Origin of the sequence: Alloprevotella rava (assembly GCF_014195585.1) — a bacterium.
Classification (GTDB): Bacteria; Bacteroidota; Bacteroidia; order Bacteroidales; family Bacteroidaceae; genus Alloprevotella; species Alloprevotella rava.
Genome location: NZ_JACICA010000005.1, coordinates 78,068 through 93,995, shown reverse-complemented (window position 1 = coordinate 93,995; position 15,928 = coordinate 78,068). Strand labels below are relative to the sequence as shown.

The following is a 15,928-nucleotide window of genomic DNA, read 5'->3' as shown; positions in this document are numbered from 1 at the left end:
AGGCTAACGAACGATACAAATGAAAAAAAAATATAGCAGTGTAGGAAAACTATCCGCCGAAGCCTCCGCGACTTCGGTCTCTCCTTCATCGACCTCCCCCTCAGACGAGGACACGGGGCGGAGTGCTGCTTCGATTTTCACCTCCCTTCTTCTTTCTTTTGGCGTTTCAGATGCTGTGGTTTGTCCCGGCTCTCGCAATGGCGCGTTGGTGCACAATCTCTGTTGCTGCCAACCGCAGTTGAGCGTGTGGCCCGTAACGGACGAACGCTCGGCCGGCTTTGTGGCGCTCGGTATCGCCCTCCGAACGGGGCGCACCACAGTGGTGTGTGTCACTTCCGGTTCTGCACTGCTCAATGTGCTGCCTGCCGTGGCTGAGGCCTACTATCAGCACGTGCCGCTCCTTGTGGTGTCGGCCGACCGCCCAGAGATGCTCCTCGGTCAGCTGGACGGACAAACGCTGCCGCAGGTTGGCGCGCTCCAGCCCTATACGCCAACGATTCAGTTGCCAGAGTTGCGCAGTGAGGCCGACGCTTGGCATTGCAACCGCCTTATGAACGAGGCGCTGCTCTCAACGCGCCGCCATGGTGGACGGCCTGTGCATGTCAACATCCCGCTCACGCCGCCGCTCTTCCGCTTCGAGGAGGAGCGTTTGCCCGAGGAACGCCTCGTTCTGGAGGACTTCCGCCTCGCTCCAGCCCACTTAGAAGCGGCGTTGCAGGAGGTGGCCGCCGCGCGCTGCCCCGCCTTGCTCATTGGGCAAAGCAGGGAGAACGTTTCGGAGGAGGTGCTGCGGCTGGCAAAGAGCGGGCGCGTCGTCGTCCTCCCCGAATTGCTCAGCAACTGCCCCGGAACGGAGCGCATGAACGCTCTGCGTAATGGCCACTTAGACTTACTCTCCGACATCGACCTGCTGATTTCGGCCGGGGACAATCTGATCAATAAGAATGTGAAGGAACGTTTGCGCCTACAATCTGACCTGCGCGTTATTCGCATAGAGCCGACGGACGCCATGCCCGATACTTTCTTCCACCTCCACCGCATTTGTCGCACGACACTCGCCGACTTCCTCGCGCAAATCCACGCTGCACCGATGGAGCGGAAGGAGGCGGTGGTCCGCATCAACGCGCTGCTCGAAAATACCCTTATTGCGTCAGTCGACAGTATAAGGGCGTCAGCTGACACAAAGGTTCTGCGGCGCGACACAATAAAGAAACTGACGGACACAACGGCCCTGCAACTTGTGGCCGAGGCAGTGGAGCAACACGGTATCGGTTCGCTCCACTTGGCCAATAGTAGTGTGGTGCGCAATGCCCAACCTTTCTTCGACGGCGGCCGCTTTCCCATCCTCTGCAACCGAGGTGTCAACGGCATTGAGGGGTCTATGTCCGCCGCTGCGGGCTATTCGCTCCGCGCCGAGGGAACGGCTCTCCTCTGCATCGGAGATCTGAGTTTCTTCTACGATGTGAATGCTCTCTGGAATACTCGTCTCGACGGTCGCCTGCGAGTGGTGCTCCTCAATAACGGTGGGGGTGGCATCTTTCGCCATCTGCCGGGACTGTCCGACTCGCCGGCTCACGAAGAATATATTGCGGGGCGCAACTGTGCCACAGCTGAGGGCATCTGCCTAAGCTACAACTGCGGCTACCTCCATGCCGCCACGCCGTCCGAGGCAGCTGCTGCCCTCCACCGCCTGCTGACAGCTCCTGCCGATAGGCCGCAAATTTTGGAGCTTTTTGTGAACTAACCGGCCGCGAAGGCTGTTCTCAGACCAGTCCGACCCGTCCGACTGGTCCGACCCGTCCGAAAACTCCCAACTCCCAATAAGAAAATAAAACCTCTATATAATATGACAAGAGAATGGACCTCCTTGAAAGAGTATAAGGAGATATTGTTTGAAATGTATAATGGCATCGCCAAAATCACTATTAACCGGCCTCGCTGGCGCAATGCGTTCACGCCGCTAACGGTGGGGGAGATGAGCGATGCCTTTCGTATCTGTCGGGAGAATCCCGAAATCAGTGTCGTTGTCCTGACGGGTGCTGGCGATAAGGCTTTCTGCTCGGGCGGCGATATGAATGTCAAAGGTCGCGGCGGTTATGTCGGTGGCGACGGCGTGCCTCGTCTCAATGTGCTCGACGTGCAGAAACAGATACGTTCTTTGCCCAAACCCGTCATTGCGATGGTGAACGGCTACGCCATTGGCGGAGGCCACGTTCTCCACCTCATGTGCGACCTCACCATAGCTTCGGACAACGCCATTTTTGGACAAACAGGCCCGCGAGTAGGCTCGTTCGACGCTGGCTTTGGTGCGTCCTATTTGGCACGCATCGTGGGACAGAAGAAAGCCCGCGAAATCTGGTTTATGTGCCGCCAATACTCGGCCGCAGAAGCCGAACGCATGGGCATGGTAAACAAAGTGGTGTCTTTCGAGGAGCTGGAAAACGAAGTGGTGCTTTGGGCGGAGCAGATGATGGAGCACTCGCCCCTGGCCTTGCGCATGATCAAAGCCGGCCTAAATGCCGAGCTCGACGGACAAGCAGGTATTCAAGAACTCGCGGGAGATGCCACCATGCTCTATTATATGCTCGATGAGGCGCACGAAGGTGGGCGCGCATTTCTCGAAAAACGCAAGCCCGATTTCAAGAAATTCCCGAAACTGCCTTAATAAGGCGACCAACAAACGGCTGTGGTTCTCCGACAGGCCAGACGGGTCTGACTGGTCCGACCCGTCCGAGAACTTCTTTCTAAGACAAACTCCCATGAACATCAGAATCATTCCGCGCACCCTCTGTTTTAAGCAACCGGCGGGTACTTCGCGCGGCGTTTACAAAGAGCGGAAGGTGTGGTATCTCGAACTCACCTATGAAGTCGAGGGACGTGTGGCTCGCGGTCTGGGAGAGTGCGCCCCGCTCCACGATTTGAGTTGCGATTACAACGGTGATTATGAAGCAACGCTGCGGCGCATCTGTCGCGAGGTGGTAGCGGCTGGACGGCTCGATATGGAGGCGCTCCGCCCTTACCCGTCCATCCTCTTTGGCCTCGAAACTGCCTTTCGCTCTGCCAAAGCCTCGCTCACGGGGCATTATCTCCAGCTCTACGACACGCCTTTCACGCGTGGTGCGGAAGGACTTCCCATCAACGGTCTTGTTTGGATGGGCTCGCACGACGAGATGATGGAACGAATGGAGGCAAAACTCCGCGAGGGCTTCCGTTGTGTGAAACTGAAGATTGGGGCTATCGATTTCGAGAGTGAACAGAACCTTATCCGTCGTCTGCGTGCCCGCTTCTCGCCCGAAACTGTCGAACTGCGCGTCGATGCCAACGGTGGTTTTTCGGTGGACGAAGCGCCACGCCGATTGGAAAAGCTGAGCCGTTACCATATCCACAGCATCGAGCAGCCCATTCGGCAAAACCAATGGGAGGAGATGGCCGCACTTTGTCGCAATACGCCGTTGCCCATCGCCCTCGACGAGGAACTTATCGGTAACAACGACCGCGTTATGCGGCAGCGACTGCTCGACGAGATACGCCCGCAGTACATCGTCCTTAAGCCCTCCCTCCACGGAGGCTTCAGCGGCTGCGAGGAATGGATGATGGAGGCCGACAAATGCGGGGTGGGCTACTGGGTGACGAGTGCGCTGGAGAGCAATGTAGGGCTCAACGCGCTGGCGCAATGGGTGAGCCAGTTGCCACCTATGCCCGTTCGTCATCAGGGTTTAGGCACGGGGCAGTTGTTCACCAACAATTTTGAGGCCACTACCTTGCAGATACGTGGCGAAAGGCTCTGGATGGAGGATTTCGGGACAAAAGCGTTTCGGAAACAAGTGGACGAATTTCGGCACGAATGGGAGAGTGCAGCCCCCACGTTGGAGGTGAAAACATCTGGCTCAACCGGCCGCCCAAAGCTCTTGCGCGTGGAGAAAGAACGGATGCGCCACAGTGCCGACATGACCTGCCGTTTCTTAGATTTGAAGGAGGGCGACACGGCTTTGCTCTGTATGCCGCTCGACTACATCGCGGGAAAAATGGTCTGCGTGCGTGCCTTCACCCATGGCTTGCGCCTCGTGGTGGTCAAGCCCTCCGCCCATCCGTTTGAGACGCTGACCACTGCGCCCACCTTTGCCGCGATGACCCCGATGCAGGTGTTCGAAACGCTGCAAGTGCCGCGTGAGCGCGCCCTGCTTCGCGAGGTGGGCCAACTCATCATTGGCGGCGGCAGCATCAGTGGGGCGCTGGCCGAAGAGCTACGCGATTTTCCCCATCCCGTTTGGAGCACTTACGGCATGACGGAAACGCTATCCCATGTGGCTCTGCGCCGCCTGAATGGGCCAGCGGCTGATGAGCGTTATAAGCCCCTCGACGGCGTTGCGCTCTCCCTCACGCCGGACGGTTGTTTGCGCATCGATGCCCCCGCAGTTTGTCCCACACCGCTTGAGACCAACGACCGCGCCGAACTCTTCCCCGACGGCACGTTCCATATCTTGGGGCGCAAGGACAATGTGATATGTTCGGGCGGCATCAAGTGGCAAACGGAGGAGATAGAACGCCGCCTCGCCGCCTTGGAGGTGCCGTTTCAGATCACCGCCGTGCCCGATGAGAAATATGGCGAAGCCGTCACGCTGCTCTATGCCGGCGAAGCCGATGAGGCTGCTGTGGCGCGCTACTGTCGTGAGCACCTCGGGCGCTACGAATGTCCGCGCCACTATGTGCGGGTGGAGCGGTTGCCACTCACCGCCACCGGAAAACCAGCAAGGGCAGAAGCACGCGCGCTGGCTGCCTCCGCCCTTGGAAAAAAAGTGTAGTGAGCAATTTCTCTTTTATACTTCTACCTCATACCCTCCTGTCCATGTCGTTCCGCCTTCGGCCTGCTGGATGAAGGCACGTTCCGCGATAGGGCCGCTGAATCCCTGTAAATCGGGTAGGCCGTACCACGGTTCGAAGCAGACAAACGGACTGTGGATGCCTTGTGGCGACCAGAAAAGCCAGACGGGAGCCGTACTGCGTACAGTGGCTACGGGACGCTTCTCCATGTCGAGCAGCGTGGCAGCCTCCACCTGACGCTCCAAGATAAGGGCTTCGTTGCTGAAAGTGTCTACGCACACCGGCACGAGGCCTTCTTCCGTTAGCGGAATGGGGTAGTGGGCCGGCGTTGTTCCGTCCATGATGATGCAACCTTGTTCGCCTGCGCGGAGCAGATGGTCGGCCTCACCCGTGAAACGGATATAGCCACTAACGCCACCGTCCGCCTTATAGTCCGGCAGATTCAGTCCCGGATGTCCTCCCACTTGGAAAAACATAGGTTCTGTGCCCTTATTTTTTACCTTAAAGTCGGCTTTCAGTGTGCGCCCATCGAGGCGGTAACACACTTCGAGGCGAAACGCATAGGGGAATACCTCTCGCGTGACCTCCGTATCTTCGAGGAAGAATGTCACGCTCTCTGCCGTTTGTTCTCCCACCTGCCATGTCATTTTCTTGGCAAAACCATGCTTCGGAATGTTGTAGGCACGGTCGCCAATGCGGCTTTCTCCGTTCCAAAGGCCGCCTGTGATGGGGAAAAGGATGGGGCTGTGACCACCCCAAAAAGTGGGGTCGCCCTGCCAAATGTATTCTCGCCCCGACTGGGCATCTCTCAAACTTGTTGTCTCTGCGCCCTGTTCCGAAAAGGTAGCGATGAGGTGTTTGTTTTCTATCTTGACCATGAGAATAAAGATATGTGTAGGGGCGAAGTTAGGCGAAAAAAGCGGTTTTATGGAAAAAAGTTGAATTTTTATTTTGTTCGTACCATTCTTTATGGTACTTTTGCACTCGCTAAAAGGAACTATCCCCTATATAAGTTCCGCAAGCTATTTCTTCGGGGTGTAGCTCAGCCCGGTTAGAGTACGCGTCTGGGGGGCGTGTGGTCGCTGGTTCGAATCCAGTCACCCCGACTGAAGAAAATAGGAAGTCGTCATCGAAAGATGGCGACTTTTTTTTGTTGCCTAAAAAAAGCAGCAGTTGCTTGAGGAATCGGACTGGTCGGACCAATCGGACCGATCGGAGAAGTCCGATTTCTCTGATGCCTCTGACTTGTCCTCCAAAATACAATAAGGCTGTCGGCAGACATCCTTATTGCGTCAGTTGGCTTCCTTATTGCGTCAGCTGACGCAATAAGGATATTTACGGAGGCTTTTAGCGCTTATGACGATGTGAGGAAGAGACGGATGTTTTGAGCGATTTTAGCCAGGGATGATGCTGGACGGCAGTTTTAGAAATCCATTTATCTTCGATGGCTTGCTGGAGAATTTCTTCAGCTTTTTTTGTGTCGCCTTGGAGTGCATAGAAGCAGGCAGCTTCACCGAGGTCGAGGTAGGTAGGCTGCTCGCTGATGAGGGTGTCCATCTCTTGACGGGCGAGGGCTGAATCGCCCCAAAAATGGCGGGCGAGGATTTGGGTGGCGATCATGTCGCCTTCGGGAGAGCAAGCCCAGATGCGGCAACTGTCTTGGAGCAGCCGGCTGACGGAATCGGTAGGGAGAGGGTTGTGGGGCTGGTCGAGCAGCCATCCGTACCATAAAAGAATGCGGTGGGCATTGTAGATTTCATGGCCATGCAGGAAGGTTTCGCGCAAGTCGGCCAAGGCCTGTGTGTTGAGTTTCTTATTGCGGCCATGCCCTTGGTAGACGCGGAAAATGGCGCGTTGGTAATATGCCGTAGTCAACATAGTGATGTTGACATAGTCGCTCTCTATTTTCAAGGCTTTATTGAGGGCAGCAATCGCTGCGCGGTAGTTGCCCATGTCGCCGTAGAGGTTGCTCAAAAACTGATACATTTTGAAGCGTTCGTAGCCATCGTGTTTCAAGTGGGCAATGGCTTTCATTGTAAACTCTATGGCTTTTTTTTGCTGATTGTCCAAGTAGTAGTTGAAAGCCGCCTGACTGGCTATTTTGCCCGTAGGACAGAGATAGTAAGCCTTTGATAGATAGCGCGACGCCTGTGTATAGTTGTGGAGCTCTTGAAGAACGAAGCCCTCCAACAGAAACCATTTGAACATCAAGGGATACTTATCGGTGTAGTATATAAAGCATTCTTCGGCGATCTTTTGTACACGGCTGTCGAAATTATTCCATTGGCTGAAAAAATAGGCGGAAGCATCGACGATGTCTATCGTATCGTTGAAAAGGAATTGCGTAAGCGCCGAATCAACAAGTGCTGTGGTGAAATCCTCTGTTTGCTGTCCGGCTCGTTGACGCGCTTCATTTTCTGCCGCATAGAAGTCGTTGGCGTAGGGCGCAAATTGGAGATAGGCCGTTCCCAGAAGTGCTGCCTCTTCTGAATTTGGGATGATTGCATTGAGAAGTTTGCGGCGTTGCAACGCGCGATAAAAGCAGGTGGCCGCATCTATCGTCCTCTCCGAAACATGTTCTGCCACGCGATTGGCCGCCCCTCTTAGTGCATCCACGAAATCATCCGAGCGATGATGGAGAATATAGGCGTAGTTGATGGAATCGAGCTGTTCGGCGAGGTCGTAGTCTTGGTTGGAAAAGCGAGCCGCAGCCAAATAACTGCGTATGATTACGTTGAGCGGTAGGCGTTGCAAAGCTTGTTCTAAGACTAAGGAAGACTTCGTTCCCGTAAGGAAGTAGTGGGCATACCATGCTGCCTCCTCTATCTTCTGCTGTTCAGAATCGGGGGTAAGGGAAATGCTCTTCAGTAGAGCCTCAGTGATGAGCGCGGAGTCGGCAGATTCATTGATATAGGCATTGGCCAAATCGAGCCACGCTTCGTCGTTTTGTGGATTTTCTGCTACCCGCAGGCGTAGGCTATCGCTGGAGATTTGTTTTTCCGGTTCGCATTGCTCGATGGAGTCGATAGCGATGAATTTATCAGGGACTATGGAAACTGGTTCAATATCATGCTGCGCCATGGCTGGGAGGCAGAGCAGGGAGAGATACAGCAAAAGAAAAATGTGTGTGCGCTGTTTCATGATGTTTGCAGTTTTGGGGGTTGTTGGGACAAAGGTACGGAAAAGTGGCTATTTTCAAAATTTCTTTGTGAGGGGAGGATTTGAAAAAAGCAGCAGCCACGCAATGTTTTGAATTTGCGTGGCTGCTGTTGTTATAAGCGTTTTTATGTGCCTCTCCCTTTTGGGAAAGGACGAGATGGAGACTTTAGCGTTTCAGTTGCTTCTGACCATTCACAATGTAGAGGCCAGGACGGCTCACCTTGTCGAGACGGCGACCCTGGAGGTCGTAGATGTCCTTCTGCGTGTTGTCCTCGGTGGCAGATGTGATGCCCGTGAGCGTCTGTGGGTCGAGGAGGAAAGCGCGAACGCCAGAGGCAGAAGCGGCAGAGATGTAGGCGCGGTAAGGATTGAGCGGCGCACCAGCAGTGTAGATGTAGAAGCCTAAGCGACGAACTTGGTCCGGACCAGCGCTAAAGGTGTATTGCGAACCATCAGCCAGTTGCGGCGTGTAAGTACCTGTCAAAACATTGGTCTGCGTGAGTTCCGGAGCTGGAGCAACGATGTTGAGCGTGGCCATGGTGACTTCGTCCGACGGACTGATAAGCAGAACGCCCGTGTGAGCTGGGACGGTGGTGATGGCCGTAGTCTTGGCCGTGCTGCCTGCAAGGCTGATGATGTTGGCCGTTACGCCGTTGTCCACGGTGTAGGCAAAAGGCATGTACGCCGTACTGTAAGCCGCATTCTCGAAGGGGATGAGCGGGAGGATGAGCGTAGTGGCTGGTTCGAGTTTCCATTTCGAACCACCAGCATCTCCCGTTTGGAAGCTGAGACTTGCTCCGCTTGCACTGCTGTTCTGCCAATAGCTGTTGCCCAAACCGTGGCCGTCCTTGGCATAAATGGCATAGGTGTTGGCGCTTGTGCGAAGCAGGAGGATGGGATAGGCCTGTTCCTGCGCATCTGTGGCCTTGAACGTGTTGTTAGCCACATAGCGGTTGCCATGACTCATGCGGATGGTGCCATCCGTATTCTGTTCGAGTAAGAAGACATTGGAGGGGTTCATAAAGGGTCTGTTGCTCGTTGCGGAGAAGTTGCCGTCAGCGCCCAACGCAATATATCTATTACTCTGGCTGTTCTTCAGACGGAAATAACCGTTGAATTCCTCGGCAGCTGAAGCAGCCTCGACAGTGACATTAGAGCCGGTATCATCGTTTGCCGATGCTTGCCAATATTTCAAGTAGCCCTCGTTGGCGTACTTGTTGAAATAGCAGTTTTTGTCCTTCACCTTGATGCTAAAGCTTTTGCCGGAAGCGTCGTTCTGGTTGGCGATGATTTCCCAGCAGTCTTCCGCAGTGCCCATAACAGGGTTGCCGCCGTTGTAGGTAGTGCCGAAGGTGAGGAACTGCTGCGTACCCGTTGCCGCGTTGAGGATGCGGAAGCCCTCGAAGGGGTTACCGATGAACGCCCATTGACTGTTGTTCGTAGCACTTGGGGCAGGGGTGAGCAGGTAGGGAGCTTTCGTCGTGTAGTTGATGTAGCCATCGCGCACCTTCAGGTGGTAGTAGTGCAAATCGGTTGTAGTGCTCGGCTGGAAAGGACCTGTGAAATTGTATCTCACCGAGACCGTTGTATGACCATTAGCCACCACGTTGGGCGTTGCAGGAATGTAGTTTACAAAGCGTTTTGTGTAGGCCTGCATATCCGCGGGATAGGTCGTCACAGTAGAGCCCTTTGTGAGGTCGTTAGTGGTGAACGTGTGGAGGATATTGTTCTTATTGTCCACCACGTTCCAAGTGATGGTGCTGCGGTCTTCGCCCTTCGTCATGAGCACATCTTCGCCGTTGCCCTGGGCTGCCTTGATGGTGTAGGGCTGACCTACGAGGCTCTCCGGCAGCGTGAATTTGTTGGTGTTAGCCATGAAAACGAGGTTGCCGTCTTTGTCGTAGACTTTGAAGCCTACTGCGCCCGTGCCCACAGCCTGGACAGCTCTGGGATCGGTGACTGATGTGGTGAACTCGTAGGCAGAGCAGGGTTGGTCGAAGCTGGTGTACTGACCCACATCGCCATGCTTGCCGATGAGGTTCTCCTCTTCGTCGCTGAATGCCGTTTTCAGTTCGCCCGGCAGGTGGCCTTCGTACGTGGCCAAGGGGGCAGTGATGCGGTCCTCGATAAAGGCAGCGTTGCCGCCGTTCTTGGTGAGGTTCATCGCCTTTACGCGCGCTTTGGATTCGTCAATCATCTGCTGCGTGATCGTGATGTAGTAGTTGGAGTAGTCCCCCACATGGTAGGCCTTCTGTGTGGTACCATTCAGTGTGTACTCTTGCATCGTCGGAATCTCAAAGAATCCGTAGGCTTGGAAGAACTCCGTCATGTCGTAGCCGCTGACCTTACATACCGTTTCATAGAAGCGCAGATAATCCTCCGTAGCCGGCACGAAAGTTTCGGCACGCTGATTGAGCTCAGGACCTTTGCGGAAAGCCTTGAAGAGGTTCGGATAGAAGGATGTGTCCTTACCTGTGGCGTGGAAGAAGAGATAGAGCTGATAGTAGAGATGGACACGTTCCCAGAGGCCGCGGTCGTTCCAGAACACGCCATTGGCCATGTTCTTCAGCGTTGTGGCAGTTGATGTTGCGCGACTCGTGTTGTGACCTTGGCGGAATACGGCAATGTTGGAGAAGAGATTGGTGGAAATTTCCGTTTGGCCAATCATGTTGATGAGCTTCTGGTGGATGTGGCCGTTTTCATGGGCCGGGCCCCACAGTGCACCACCACTGGTGGTCATTTGGTTAGCATTCATGATGGTGTTCAACGTACTCTTCTCGTAGTACGTGCCGTAGTTGGTGGCAAACATATAGCTGCTGTTGATACTCGTACAAGTGAGCATACTATTAAAATAGTCTTTGTATTCCTCCAGTCCCATCATCTCGCGCTCCCAGTCGATGAGCGTGTTCCAGGCAGTAAGGAGTTTCTTCATCTCCGTAGGGCAAGCGCTCGTCACGCGGTCTTTGTTCATGTGGAAGATGAGTTGTTCCGTCTTGAGGTCTAAGACGCTGCTGCCTTTGAGCAGATATTGCTGCAAATTAGCCCAATCCGTATCGTTGTCGCCACGGGTCAGGTCGAAGTAGCCGTTTACTGTGCCGCCCTCGATGTGTACTTTAACGGGGGCGTAAGTGCTGAGCGGCGTGAAAGTGTTCTGATTGATGATATTGTTCACATCGTAGTTGACAAAGACGGTGCCTTCTGCTGGTGAAGAGATCACGTTGTAGCCTTCTTTAAGTCCTATCTGTGTACCCGTGGCTGAGCCTTCGCCCACGATTTCGAGCTTCACTTTCTGTCCGGTCGGTATGCTACCGACATAGACCTGCAAGACGTCGTACTCTTTCACGCTGATACCCGTGGGGTTTGTCAGTTGGCCCAATCTGTAGTCCAGTTTTAGGATTTTAGCCCAGCCATCGTAGCCACCATAGCTATAGGGCTTGTAAGTGCCCACACGGAAGGTTTTCTCCGTTTTGTCCCAACCAGCCTTGTAGACCTCCCAACTGTTGTTTCTCACTTTGAGAACCATCTGACGAATGGTTTCGGGGAAGCCATCGGCCGTCAGCGCTGTTGTCAGATTGGCGGCAGACATGGTGGAGTAGGGAGCTTTGAGTTCGGAGCACGAACCATCGGTGAAATACTTCGCCAATTTTGTGGTGTAAGCCGCGGTATTTGTTTGCAGATTGTTCAGCGACTGGTATTCAGCCTGTGCGGCAGCCAGAGCGGAAGGATCAACGGTAGCCGTTTTGAAGTACCATCCTGTGGCGTCGGCGTTGGTGTGCCAGCCCACAACGGAATAGCCCTGTGATTCTGAACAGTGGAGGCCTCGCGTGGTACCCTTATCGGCCAGTGTGTAGGTGGCAGTCCATTTGTCGTTGAACTTAGCCAGCGTGAAAACACCTCCATTGGTCGAGGTGGTATATTCTTGCGACAGTCCTCCTACATGATTGACGCGCTTACCAGTCAAGACATTGGTGAGAGTATAGTTGTTTCCGCCTTTTGAGGTGAGCTGCCAAATCTGCGCGAAGTTGTTGGCCTGCACCGCCTTTGCTGCAACGGTCGATGTGCCCACGGCCTCTGTCATCACGCGGTCGGGGTAGCTTTTGTTCACGAGGTAGTAGTAAGTATTCGCCGTCGGCGTTGGCACGTAGCCAGGATTGAGGTTGCCCACGATGGTAGCCTCATTGAGATCCGTGGCAGGTTGCAAAGTCCAGTCGGACGGCGTGTTGTCCTGCGAAGCTCCTGCATACCATTTCACTACATTGTGCTGCTCATCGTCGTGTAGGCAAGATTTGTCGGAGAAGTCGGCTTTGGTGCTGATGGTGACAAAGGTGCTGTTGCCCGTGTTGTTTGCGCGGTATTTGATGTAGAACAGAGTGCCGTCGTTCGTAAGGGCGAGTGGCGTTGGGTGGTCTTTTTCCTTGAGGTAGTGGCCCGTGGCCGCATTTTGGATGTAGAAACCATTGCCCGACTTGCGGAGCACCCACGCTTGGGAGTAGTCCGTCGTGGAGAGTGGAGCTGTTCTCGCTGCGCCGTTGTGCTCCTGCATCACATGGTTTGCCGTGCGATTGCTCGCGATGCGGAACACGCCGCCCGATTGCAAGTACTGCTTGACCAATGCCTCGCCCGTCTGAGCATGGGCAGTAGTGCCAACGCTCAGCGCCAGTATGATGGACAGGAGTGTTAGAAAGAAATGTTTCATTTAGTGTGGTTGTTATGTAAGAAATAATTATTTGTTCATCTGGCCCGTCCTGCGCCACTTGCGGAGGAAATTAAGAAGTTGTCCTGAAATTATAGGCCTATATATTTTTATATGGGCGCGAAGATACAATAAAATAATAGAAAACGAGAAAAGAAAGCTCAGACTGATGAGCGAAAGGGGGGAGGAAAAAGTGTCCAAAGAGCCTGCCGGAGGGGGCTTATAGAGATGTTGGAAATGGGAATAAAAGAATACTTTAGAATTATCCTTGGTTTTTATTTTGGAAAATTCTTGTCGGTTCAAAAAATAGAAAAGTTTTCCAAAATAAAAATTATATTATTGATTATTAGTGTATTAAAAAATTAGCATAATAAAAAAGTTGTCCAAAACAATAATTTTCAAAATCTATTTCGTAAATTCGCATCGCTGAAAAGTTAATCCGCTCGGACTTTACTTTGAGAAATAAGCTAATACATTAAACAGCAGAGAGAAATGATACAAACTGTAGTTAAGCGCGACGGGCGCATCGTTGGTTTCAACGAACAAAAAATCCAGGCAGCCATCAGAAAGGCAATGCTACACACAGACAAAGGTGAGGACGAAAGCCTCATCAATCTCATCACAGACCATGTGAACTTCCGCGGCAAGAGCCAAATGACCGTAGAAGATATTCAAGACGCGGTTGAGAAGGAGCTGATGAAGAGTAAGCGCAAGGACGTGGCGCAGAAGTATATCGCCTATCGCAACCAGCGCAGCATAGCGCGCAAGGCAAAGACGCGCGACATCTTCATGAGTATTGTCAACGCCAAGAACAACGACATCACGCGCGAAAACGCCAACATGAATGCCGACACACCGGCCGGAATGATGATGAAGTTTGCTTCGGAAACCACCAAACCCTTTGTGGACGACTACCTCCTAAGCGAAGAGAGCCAGGAAGCTGTGCGCAACAACGTGCTCCATATACATGATAAGGACTATTACCCCACGAAGAGTTTGACCTGTGTGCAACACCCGCTCGACATCATCCTGCAACACGGCTTCACAGCAGGCCACGGCAGCAGTCGTCCAGCGAAGCGCATCGAGACCGCAGCTGTGTTGGCCTGCATCTCCTTAGAGACTTGCCAAAACGAAATGCACGGCGGTCAGGCCATCCCGGCTTTCGATTTCTATCTGGCTCCCTACGTGCGCTCCACTTATCAGGAAGAACTGAAGAACCTGGAGGCCTTGACGGGCGAGTCACTCTCTGCTTTGTATGATGCTCCCGTTGATGATTATGAGCTGCGCCCCCTCGAAGGTTTACAGGGCGAGGCGCGCCTGCGTCAGCACGCAGTGAACAAGACAGTTAACCGTGTTCACCAGGCCATGGAAGCTTTCATTCATAATATGAATACCATCCATTCGCGCGGCGGTAACCAGGTGGTGTTCTCCAGCATCAACTACGGAACGGATACGAGTGCGGAAGGTCGCTGCGTTATGCGCGAAATCCTCAAGAGTACATACGAAGGCGTGGGCAATGGCGAGACAGCTATCTTCCCCATTCAGATTTGGAAGAAGAAACGCGGTGTCAACTACCTGCCCGAAGATCCCAACTACGATCTCTATCAGTTGGCTTGCAAGGTGACGGCGCGCCGTTTCTTCCCTAATTTCCTCAATCTCGATGCTACTTTCAATCAGCACACTTATTGGCGTGCCGACGATCCCGAACGTTACCGCTGGGAGGTGGCCACTATGGGCTGCCGCACACGTGTGTTTGAAAATCGTTTCGGACCAAAGACCAGCGTGGCGCGAGGCAACTTGAGCTTCTCTACAATCAATATCGTTCGCATGGCCATCGAATGTATGGGTATCAGCAATAAGGAAGAGCGTATCAACACCTTCTTCTCCAAGTTGGACAATATGCTCGAGGTGACAGCACGCCAACTCGACGAGCGTTTCCAGTTCCAGAAAACCGCCATGGCAAAGCAGTTCCCGCTGCTCATGAAGTATCTCTGGATTGATGCCGACCACCTCAAGCCCGAGGATTCTATCGAAAGTGTCATCAACCAAGGCACGCTCGGCATCGGCTTTATCGGACTGGCGGAATGCCTCAAGGCGCTCATCGGCCAGCACCACGGCGAGAGCGAAGAAGCCCAGCAGTTGGGACTTCGCATAGTGACCTATATGCGCGACCGCGTAAACGAATTTAGCGAGCGTTATCAGCACAACTATTCTGTCCTGGCCACGCCGGCAGAGGGCTTGAGCGGCAAATTTACCAAGCGCGACCGCAAAGAATTTGGCCTGATCGAGGGCGTGACGGATCGTGACTACTACACCAACTCTAACCACGTGCCGGTCTACTACAAGTGCTCGGCGCTCCACAAAGCCCAGGTGGAAGCTCCTTACCACGACCTGACGCGCGGCGGACATATCTTCTATGTCGAAATAGACGGCGACGCTACGCACAACCCGCAGGTGATCATGAGCGTAGTGGACATGATGGACCGCTACAATATGGGCTACGGCTCTGTGAACCACAACCGCAATCGCTGCATGGACTGTGGCTATGAGAATGCGGAGCCCAACGTGGAAACTTGTCCTAAGTGTGGCAGCGAACATGTGGATCGCTTGCAGCGCATTACGGGCTACCTCGTGGGCACAACCGACCGCTGGAATTCTGGAAAGCTTGCCGAGTTGCACGACCGCGTGATACATGTAGACACGCCTGCTGACGGCAAAAACTAATCCTCACGGCGCAATGATTTCCCTACTTCAAATAGTGCACGACACAATGGTGGACGGTCCGGGCTTCCGCACCTCCATCTATTGTGCTGGTTGCGAGAATCAGTGTCCTGGTTGCCACAATCCGCAATCCTGGGACATCCACCGCGGCACGCCTACGACGACGGAGCAAATCATGGCCGAGATAGAGAGCGATCCTTTCGCCAACGTCACATTCACCGGCGGCGACCCGATGTTTCAGCCCGAAGGTTTTAGCGAATTGGCCGCAGCCATCCGCAGCCGTACTGACAAAACCATTTGGTGCTACACGGGCTACACCTTCGAGCAGCTCATTCGCAACGAGGCCCAACTCTCCCTCCTACGCCTTTTGGATGTCCTCGTGGACGGCCGATATGTTGAGGCGCTTCGCGATACAGATCTTCCGTTTCGCGGGAGTACCAACCAGCGCATTCTGGATGTGAAAAAATCCTTAGAGAAAGGCGAAGTCGTGCCTTATTCTCTCGGTCTCTGACTGGTCGGACCAGTCTGACTAGT

The 15,928-nt window shown here is 53.8% G+C and carries 8 protein-coding genes and 1 tRNA gene; 6 read left to right on the top strand and 3 right to left on the bottom strand.

Annotated elements, in window-relative coordinates; all coding sequences use genetic code 11:
- The first annotated feature begins 19 nt into the window (after nucleotides 1–19).
- The 3 genes from menD (at nucleotide 20) to FHS60_RS05860 (ending at nucleotide 4,802) form a co-directional block, all read left to right on the top strand.
- On the top strand, nucleotides 20–1,744 hold the full coding sequence (gene menD, locus FHS60_RS05870; RefSeq protein ID WP_183696325.1) for a 2-succinyl-5-enolpyruvyl-6-hydroxy-3-cyclohexene-1-carboxylic-acid synthase: 1,725 nt from the start codon (nucleotides 20–22) through the stop codon (nucleotides 1,742–1,744).
- 102 nt (nucleotides 1,745–1,846) lie between these two features.
- On the top strand, nucleotides 1,847–2,665 hold the full coding sequence (menB, locus tag FHS60_RS05865) for a 1,4-dihydroxy-2-naphthoyl-CoA synthase (RefSeq protein WP_183696322.1): 819 nt from the start codon (nucleotides 1,847–1,849) through the stop codon (nucleotides 2,663–2,665).
- A gap of 94 nt (nucleotides 2,666–2,759) precedes the next feature.
- Nucleotides 2,760–4,802, top strand: coding sequence for an enolase C-terminal domain-like protein (locus tag FHS60_RS05860; protein ID WP_183696319.1), 2,043 nt, complete (start codon nucleotides 2,760–2,762; stop codon nucleotides 4,800–4,802).
- Between the two features lie 15 nt (nucleotides 4,803–4,817).
- On the opposite strand, the gene FHS60_RS05855 is transcribed toward FHS60_RS05860, so the two are convergent.
- Nucleotides 4,818–5,699 carry an aldose 1-epimerase family protein gene (locus FHS60_RS05855; RefSeq protein WP_183696316.1) on the bottom strand — a complete coding sequence of 294 codons (882 nt, stop codon included), beginning with the start codon at nucleotides 5,697–5,699 and terminating at the stop codon, nucleotides 4,818–4,820.
- A gap of 153 nt (nucleotides 5,700–5,852) precedes the next feature.
- On the opposite strand from FHS60_RS05855, the gene FHS60_RS05850 reads away from it, so the two are divergent.
- Nucleotides 5,853–5,927: transfer RNA gene (locus FHS60_RS05850), tRNA-Pro, on the top strand.
- A 241-nt stretch (nucleotides 5,928–6,168) separates the two neighbouring features.
- Here the strand turns inward: FHS60_RS05850 and FHS60_RS05845 are convergent.
- Nucleotides 6,169–7,962 (bottom strand): hypothetical protein, encoded by a 1,794-nt coding sequence (locus tag FHS60_RS05845; RefSeq protein WP_183696312.1) that lies wholly within the window; start codon nucleotides 7,960–7,962, stop codon nucleotides 6,169–6,171.
- Nucleotides 7,963–8,146: 184 nt separating this feature from the next.
- Complete coding sequence (locus FHS60_RS05840; protein ID WP_183696309.1) at nucleotides 8,147–12,676, bottom strand: M60 family metallopeptidase; 4,530 nt, start codon at nucleotides 12,674–12,676, stop codon at nucleotides 8,147–8,149.
- Between the two features lie 489 nt (nucleotides 12,677–13,165).
- Between FHS60_RS05840 and FHS60_RS05835 the strand changes: the two genes are divergently transcribed.
- Complete coding sequence (locus tag FHS60_RS05835; protein WP_183696307.1) at nucleotides 13,166–15,397, top strand: anaerobic ribonucleoside triphosphate reductase; 2,232 nt, start codon at nucleotides 13,166–13,168, stop codon at nucleotides 15,395–15,397.
- A 13-nt stretch (nucleotides 15,398–15,410) separates the two neighbouring features.
- A complete protein-coding gene (gene nrdG / locus FHS60_RS05830; RefSeq protein ID WP_183696304.1) occupies nucleotides 15,411–15,905 on the top strand; it encodes an anaerobic ribonucleoside-triphosphate reductase activating protein in 495 nt (164 codons plus the stop codon).
- The last annotated feature ends 23 nt before the right edge of the window (nucleotides 15,906–15,928 follow it).

Coding starts and splice junctions, on each gene's coding strand:
- FHS60_RS05860 (WP_183696319.1), top strand. CDS start 2,760: ATGAACATCAGAATCATTCCGCGCACCCTCTGTTTTAAGCAACCGGCG.
- FHS60_RS05835 (WP_183696307.1), top strand. CDS start 13,166: ATGATACAAACTGTAGTTAAGCGCGACGGGCGCATCGTTGGTTTCAAC.
- menB (WP_183696322.1), top strand. CDS start 1,847: ATGACAAGAGAATGGACCTCCTTGAAAGAGTATAAGGAGATATTGTTT.
- FHS60_RS05845 (WP_183696312.1), bottom strand. CDS start 7,962: ATGAAACAGCGCACACACATTTTTCTTTTGCTGTATCTCTCCCTGCTC.
- nrdG (WP_183696304.1), top strand. CDS start 15,411: ATGATTTCCCTACTTCAAATAGTGCACGACACAATGGTGGACGGTCCG.
- menD (WP_183696325.1), top strand. CDS start 20: ATGAAAAAAAAATATAGCAGTGTAGGAAAACTATCCGCCGAAGCCTCC.
- FHS60_RS05855 (WP_183696316.1), bottom strand. CDS start 5,699: ATGGTCAAGATAGAAAACAAACACCTCATCGCTACCTTTTCGGAACAG.
- FHS60_RS05840 (WP_183696309.1), bottom strand. CDS start 12,676: ATGAAACATTTCTTTCTAACACTCCTGTCCATCATACTGGCGCTGAGC.